This is a genomic window from Bradyrhizobium sp. Unk1, assembly GCF_059512345.1.
This window is the reverse complement of the sequence record NZ_JCAMOP010000020.1, coordinates 170,884-177,133: the sequence shown is the minus strand read 5'-3', so window position 1 is coordinate 177,133 and position 6,250 is coordinate 170,884. Positions and strand designations below refer to the sequence as shown.

Annotated in this window: 8 protein-coding genes and 1 pseudogene; 6 read left to right on the top strand and 3 right to left on the bottom strand. The window is 58.9% G+C overall.

Annotated features, from left to right (window positions below; genetic code table 11):
* Positions 1-34: 34 nt before the first annotated feature.
* The gene (locus tag AC5ZFO_RS25700) at positions 35-364 is read left to right on the top strand and encodes a hypothetical protein (RefSeq protein WP_496122783.1); all 330 of its coding nucleotides are present in this window, start codon (positions 35-37) and stop codon (positions 362-364) included.
* A 391-nt stretch (positions 365-755) separates the two neighbouring features.
* On the opposite strand, the gene AC5ZFO_RS25695 is transcribed toward AC5ZFO_RS25700, so the two are convergent.
* Positions 756-986, bottom strand: a complete 231-nt coding sequence (locus tag AC5ZFO_RS25695; RefSeq protein WP_162479166.1) for a DUF6894 family protein — start codon at positions 984-986, stop codon at positions 756-758.
* 792 nt (positions 987-1,778) lie between these two features.
* On the opposite strand from AC5ZFO_RS25695, the gene AC5ZFO_RS25690 reads away from it, so the two are divergent.
* Complete coding sequence (locus AC5ZFO_RS25690; protein ID WP_496122782.1) at positions 1,779-2,393, top strand: Phasin protein; 615 nt, start codon at positions 1,779-1,781, stop codon at positions 2,391-2,393.
* Between the two features lie 1,295 nt (positions 2,394-3,688).
* Here AC5ZFO_RS25690 and AC5ZFO_RS25685 read toward each other — a convergent pair.
* Together AC5ZFO_RS25685 and AC5ZFO_RS25680 are read right to left on the bottom strand one after the other, a co-directional pair.
* A complete protein-coding gene (locus tag AC5ZFO_RS25685) occupies positions 3,689-3,805 on the bottom strand; it encodes a hypothetical protein (protein ID WP_496122781.1) in 117 nt (38 codons plus the stop codon).
* A gap of 52 nt (positions 3,806-3,857) precedes the next feature.
* Positions 3,858-3,997 (bottom strand): annotated as a pseudogene (locus tag AC5ZFO_RS25680) (ribbon-helix-helix domain-containing protein); the annotation flags it as partial.
* Between the two features lie 772 nt (positions 3,998-4,769).
* On the opposite strand from AC5ZFO_RS25680, the gene AC5ZFO_RS25675 reads away from it, so the two are divergent.
* The 4 genes from AC5ZFO_RS25675 to AC5ZFO_RS25660 all read left to right on the top strand — a co-directional run bounded on the left by AC5ZFO_RS25675 (position 4,770) and on the right by AC5ZFO_RS25660 (position 6,250).
* Positions 4,770-5,123: a hypothetical protein gene (locus AC5ZFO_RS25675; RefSeq protein WP_496122780.1), complete on the top strand. Its 354-nt coding sequence runs from the start codon at positions 4,770-4,772 to the stop codon at positions 5,121-5,123.
* A gap of 491 nt (positions 5,124-5,614) precedes the next feature.
* Positions 5,615-5,827, top strand: a complete 213-nt coding sequence (locus AC5ZFO_RS25670; RefSeq protein WP_306664709.1) for a hypothetical protein — start codon at positions 5,615-5,617, stop codon at positions 5,825-5,827.
* A 47-nt stretch (positions 5,828-5,874) separates the two neighbouring features.
* Positions 5,875-6,051 (top strand): hypothetical protein, encoded by a 177-nt coding sequence (locus AC5ZFO_RS25665; RefSeq protein WP_496122779.1) that lies wholly within the window; start codon positions 5,875-5,877, stop codon positions 6,049-6,051.
* A gap of 76 nt (positions 6,052-6,127) precedes the next feature.
* Positions 6,128-6,250, top strand: a complete 123-nt coding sequence (locus AC5ZFO_RS25660; protein ID WP_496122778.1) for a hypothetical protein — start codon at positions 6,128-6,130, stop codon at positions 6,248-6,250.

Genomic DNA, 6,250 nt, shown 5'->3' with positions numbered 1-6,250 from the left:
CGAAGGCCCACTCAAATGAAACGGAGGCGACCATATGGAGAATCCCGATCTCAAAGCGTGGGTCGATGGCTGGATGGCGAAAGTGAAGCAAGGCGCTGGAGTCCATCGCCAGCAAGGTCTGTCGCCGGAGTGCGCCGAAGCGCGCGACTATGCCCCCGCTGACGTCAAGATCCTCACCATCGCCCACGTCCCGGAATCCCTGCAACAGGCGTGGCTGCAACATCTGCGCGACTTCGACGTCGCGCATCCCGGCTGCCATTTTGAGGTGATGGTGGATGCGCCCGAGATGCCGCTGCCCGACATCATCAATATGCTGGCGATCAATCCGGGGCTGACCTTCACCAAACTGCTCGAACGCAAATGAGCTGGCCCGACCGGTTCCCCCTTCAACCTTCACCCCTGCAGGTGTAGCCTGCCAGCGCGTCCCTCTTCCGTGTGAGGCGATTGCAGTGCCGAGGCCGGGGCCGGTTGGACCACGGTGTGCTCCCGGCCTCGGTGCCGGCCCGCCCATGCGCCCGCCGTCCGCTCCGGCCCCAACACACCCGCCCCCAACCGCCGACGCGCCAGCGGCCTCCGCAAGCCCGTTTCACAATCCTGCGGCGTGCAATCGGGGTAAAGTTATTTGAGGAATTCCACCAGCTTGCATCTGGAGACGCCGTATAGGATTGTCTCCGAGGGAGATCATTTTCACATCGTGCCGCTGAACTAGTCGCCGAACGCTAGATTAATTGATAGCGTGCCAACTGAGCCAAGGCTTACGTTCGCTTCTCGGCATTAATACGCAGGACATAGAGCGTGTTTCGGGACTCATCCACGACTTCCATCCGCCATTCGCGGTCGGGCGTTAACTTCCCATGGAGGCCTTGGAGTATCTGCCCAGCCGTTACCGTGGCTTCCTTCCAAGCGGCGTGCTCGTCAGGTAGCTCATAGCCTTCGCGGTCGAGTTCGCGGCGTTTGTGGATGACGTGGAAGAAATAGCGCGGCATGCGTCAGAATCCTACAGCGCCGGCCGCGTTCCACAACAGCCAGCGCGAAGGGCCAATCGCCAGTACGATCAGCGCGATGAAACTTCCGACCCCATGACTCACGGTCGCGCGGGTCGCCAGCGCCGCCGTTGATTTAAATCAAGAGCGGGCCGTGGCGCGGCGTCGCATGAAGGCGGTGGCCACGCGCGTTTCTCGCTACCGGTTCCAATACTACTCCATCTCTTGGAATCGGCGGCGAACACTGCGGATCCAAGGCGCGGAGCCGTTGTTCCTGACGGAACCAACTCCCTTTGTCACGTTGATGATGCTGATGAGCCTCCATGCTGTCCAGCACTCCAAGGAACGCAACGTCGACTACCCCAAAGGCCCCGCCTGGCGGGGCCTTTTTCGTTCTGCGGTCGCTCGCTAGGAACGTCCCTGCGGTGCATGGTTTGTCACAAGCCCAACACAAGAGGCATTCGACCGACAACTTGCCCCAGCGCGTCCGGTGACACGGCGCTGGGGCGCTCCTCTTTAGGACACTCGCAATCTCACGTGTTGCTCCCTCTTTGAAGATCAGGAATAACCGGCAATGCGCCTGATTCGGCTGCGCCGAACGGCCTCAGTGCCAGCCCCTCGTTGTGGCCATAGAGCCCCAAAAAGCAAAACGCTGCACTCAGGGTCTTACTCTTCGAAAGTGAGATTGTTCTCAGTTCATGCGGTACTCCTACAATCCGAGAGCTTGGAACGCCGCATCGCAAAGCTTGTTGTCTTTTCAGGAATGACGGTTACCCCAAGTTCTTGGAGGGTCACATGAGCAAACGCAAACTGGCAACAGCGTCAAAACCCGTCCGCAATCCGAAAAAGGCCGCGCGGGCCCAACGGAACAAGCAAGCCATTGTTAGAAGTCCGAAAGACGATTTTCTGCAGCCTGTGGCCTCGATTGAACAGCCGCTTAAGCTTCATGACGATTCAAAAAACGATGCTCCCCCCGTCGAGACTGTTAGAAGTCCGAAAGACGATTTTCTGCACTCTGCGACTGTAGCCGCGATTGAACAGCCGCTTAGGCTTCATGACGATCCAAAACACGACGCTCCCCTCATCGAGACTCGGGTGGATGCGTTGCCAGGTGACGTCAGCCAGACGATGAGGGATAGCGATCCAACAACAGGCTTCGCTTTAGCGACGGTAAACATGCAGGCATATCAAGCGAAGCTTCTTGAGATTGCCCAAGCCAACGGGCAATTTGCTTTTGAATTCGGCCTGAGGCTTGCGGCGATCAGGTCGCCAACTGAATTTTTCTCCGTCATTACGGAATTTACCAGCAGACGAATCGCCATGTTGGGGCAGCATGCGAGAGAAATGGCTGCAAATTCGTTCTGGAGCATCGAGGCGTCTCGGAAGTTGACAGTTCTGCCTGGACGATGACAGCAAGCAGTACCCGCTGTGAGGGATCATCAACAAAGGCTCAAAGCGAGATGAGCCGAGGCCCAGAGCTTACCCTCGGCGAGCATCGTCGAGGGCGTGGGAAACTTGGCAAGAAACACGATGTTCCTGACGCCAACCAGGGCCGCAGCTAACAGCGATTTGCAGCGCTGTGGATCACTAACAGTGCATCTCTACCCTGGATTCGTAGGCAGGTTTCCAGCACACCCCCCATGTATTACTTCTTGAGAATTCCGATGTCGGTGTTGCCCAGGTTCTTTATGGCGCGTACGGCGGCGGGCGTATCCACCGCGTTGTCGTGGGAAGTTGGAGCCGGACTAGCCCCACACCGCCGAGCAATCCTTACGTCGTGAACCGGCCGCGTCAGGATGTTTAGACCCTGCAGTGCCGCCGGTGGCTAATCCGAACAAGGCGGCCTCTACTCAAGAATTAGGGGCGCCGATTCACATAGGTTATGGAAAGGATTTGTTAACCGGGACAAAGTGGCATTCCGGGCCCGGCAAGCGTGAGGGGCCGCTGTGGACGACAGCGGCCCTTGCTTTGTTGTGCGAGCTACTTCGGTGCCTGCGAGCCCGGGAATCGCAACCCCTTGCGCACATGCAATCCAGTCTCGGCTTGTCTGGCTTTGCGGAGGATAGCTTCGCGCTTGAAACTTGGCGGGAGATTCTTGGCTTGCTCATTGCGAGACCCAAGTGACTCCGCAAAAATTGCCCATAAGAAATAGGCCGCCAACTGAGGCGGCCTTAGTTTCCTTGCGGAGCTTCTTAATGAGCCCTTCTGGTCAAAAACAATCGAGTCACTGGCCAGGCACTGACTCGGCTGTTGATGGTCGACGCGTTGGCATGGCGTGGTATCGCAAAGAGATCCCGAGCTGATGCGCTTTGAGGGCCACCGCCGGGGCGCCTCGGTTTAATTCAGCGGCTATCTTTTCGCGCCGGTGATTCCCGGCCATCGCCTTGAGCTTCTCAATCTCTTCTGAGGTCCACGGGTGGCGAACAGCATCTGCCATATGGCGGCCTCCCAAAATAGTTGGCTCCTCAGCACAATATCCTCCCTGACCGAAAGTTTCATTCCGCCCTCTTGGATAGATCAACAAACGGCAGTTCGGCTCAGGCGAGTGTCATTTGTCCCGATCTTTGACCGTGAAATGACGGCTTCTGCAGCGCTGTTGGCGAAGATCGCGGATTATCGTACTGCCCTAAGAACAGGCCTGCCGCACTTTCCTACTCGCGTGAGAGCTTAGAAGACGGGGGTCTTCGCTCGACAGCGCTGCGAGGTTAATTTGGCTTCTCAGCTTGAATGTGCAGCACGTAGAGCGTGTTCTGAAACGCGTCCGTTACTTCCATGCGCCAATCGTGTCCCGGCCTCAGCTTTCCGTCGATGCCCTGAAGCATCTGCCCGGCCGTGACGGTGGCCTCCTTCCAGGCGGCGTGCTTGTCCGGGAGCGATCTCACTGGCTAGATCCGATAGCGACATGTCGCGCTGGCGGGAAATCTCTTTCACAGCCGTCCAGAATGCCTCTTCCGGCAGACGCTGGTCTTATGGCCGCCGACGAGGATGGATCGTTTCGCGACGGGCGATTTCATGGCTGTTCCTGGCGCTCGATGGCTTTGCGCTCGCTGCCGTTGTGGCAATCATCATTTACGTGAAGCCTGCGCCTAGCAGGCGGCGAGCCAACGTCCTTTCCGCCGCAGGCTGGGAGCCTTTTGTCAGGCACGCGACCACGGCCAGAACGAGATCTGCGCCGGTTCGTTCACCAAGGCGTTACGTAGCGGGAAAATCTGGTAATCTGAGTGTCCTAATTTCAGGCGACCTTGTCACATCGTCTGGCGAAAGGAACGCCGTCTGGTATTGCCTTCGACTGACGCGGCAAAAAGACTTCAACCAACATTTGTTAGTGCGCCCGCCACTTCAGGTTGGGAAAAACTGGCAGTGCGCGCGTTTTGATTCGCTTACGCCGAACGGCCTCAGCATTCGGTGCCAGCCCGGGGGATGCGCGAGGCCGTTTTCGCTTACATCTGATCAACTGTCTTGTTTAGCCGCACGTAAGTGCCGCTCTCGTGCAGCTCGAGCCAGCCTTGCTCGATCGCGTATCTGTCGCAGCTCATCGAACGTCACAGTCGTGTCCATCAGGAAACTCTCGCGGCCATGCTGGCAATTCACGGGACTGGTTTGCCGCCTCTCCAGGCTACGCGCTCGGACGCCGGTGCCATTTTTTCCCGATCTTGCGGGCTCTGGGGAACAACAAGGGCGAGCGATCGCTGGCTCGTTGCCAAGGCCGGGCGGTGCGGCCCGGCCTAACCCCTTGCCCCCCTGGAGCCAGAGCCGTCTCCGTTCCCCTTGTAGTCAGAGTAGCGTATGCGTTCCTCCTCGATCGTGCGGGCCGACCGCCTCGACCGCGACTGCTTGAAGACTTCGGCGCGCGCGCCGGTTGCGCCTGGCGCGAGACGGATGACGGCTGACCCTGACCTCGAGGGCGTCCTGCAAAATCTCCTGTCTGGGCAGTACGCCTATCCGGTCCGGATTGTATCCTTCAATACCGCCGAGGGCTGGTCGCGGGATGCGACTTCCGACGTTGCCAACGCCCTGGCCCAGCGCGCAGCCGACACCGATGCCGAGATCTCGTCTGCACTGCAAGCCTTCATCGCCGCTAACGCCACAAGGCGCTTCGACATGCAGCTGGCGCTGCCCTTACGCGGGATCGCTGGCTAAGAAAAGCCGCTGGCCGCCGGTGCAATGACCACGACGTGCATCAGCTGGGTTTACGAGAACCACCCGGATCGCCCTTGGGACGGCCGACGCGCCTCCGGGCCGACAGTGCAAAGGCGCCAGCCAGATCAATTCGACCGACCATCGAACCAGGTCTCGACCGCCCAGGGCCGGTGCAAGTTGGCGGCTGTCCCACCGGTCTCGAAATAGAACGCTGCCGGGCTCGAAATACATGTCCCGGCAGCGTCTCATTCTCAAACTGAGTTCTGAAATCCCAGTTAGCTTGAATTGTGCAGTGGCCGTGCCACAGGTTTGTGAGGGTGCCCGCTGGCTTACGCGGGCGACTTCCGGCCCCAATGGCTGCTGTGTGCACTTGTCCACATACACCAATCGCTACCTGGAGTATGATTTCGCCATCGCCGCTCGGCCCGTGGCATCAGTCGGTGATGAGAACGCCGGTAGCGCTCCCGCCCTACTCGAACGGGGAGAGCGCCATGACCATCAAGCGTCGGCGTCGCATCAAGCAAACAGAAACGTTGGAAGAACGTCTGACTCATGAAGCTGATCGACTTCGTGAGGAGGCCAAGAAACTGAGGCCCGGCATGAAACGGGAGCATCTTTTGCGGCAAGCCCGCCAGTGCGAGACCGGCATGCATATCAGCGAGTGGCTAAGATCGCCCGGCTCGCAACCCCCAAAATCTGGTTGACCACGCTTGTTCCGGGGGTGAAACTCGGGGCAAAGCGGACGACCTCTATGAAGGACTACCAAGCCCAACTTGAGAAGCTGCGGACGGACGCGGCCGAGTGTGCCCTTATCCGCGATCTCGCAACCGAACCGGCCAAGCGCGAGCTGTTCAACCATCTCGCAAACCATCTCTCGGTTCTGGCAGACCAGGTTGAGATGGCGATGCTAGAGCGGAAGACGGGATAAGGCCGCCTCTGACAGCGGACTTAGCACTCCGGCGCGCAATTGGATCGGCGCGTTAGCTCTTCGACAAGGGCTCCTTATGTTCGACTTCGATCTATTTTCCAGACGCGAATGGGCGACGATGGATGTCGCTTTCGTGGCTGGAACCGCTCTCGCCCTCTACGGTTTTTTCAAGCTCGACTACCTGGCGCCGCACTTGTAA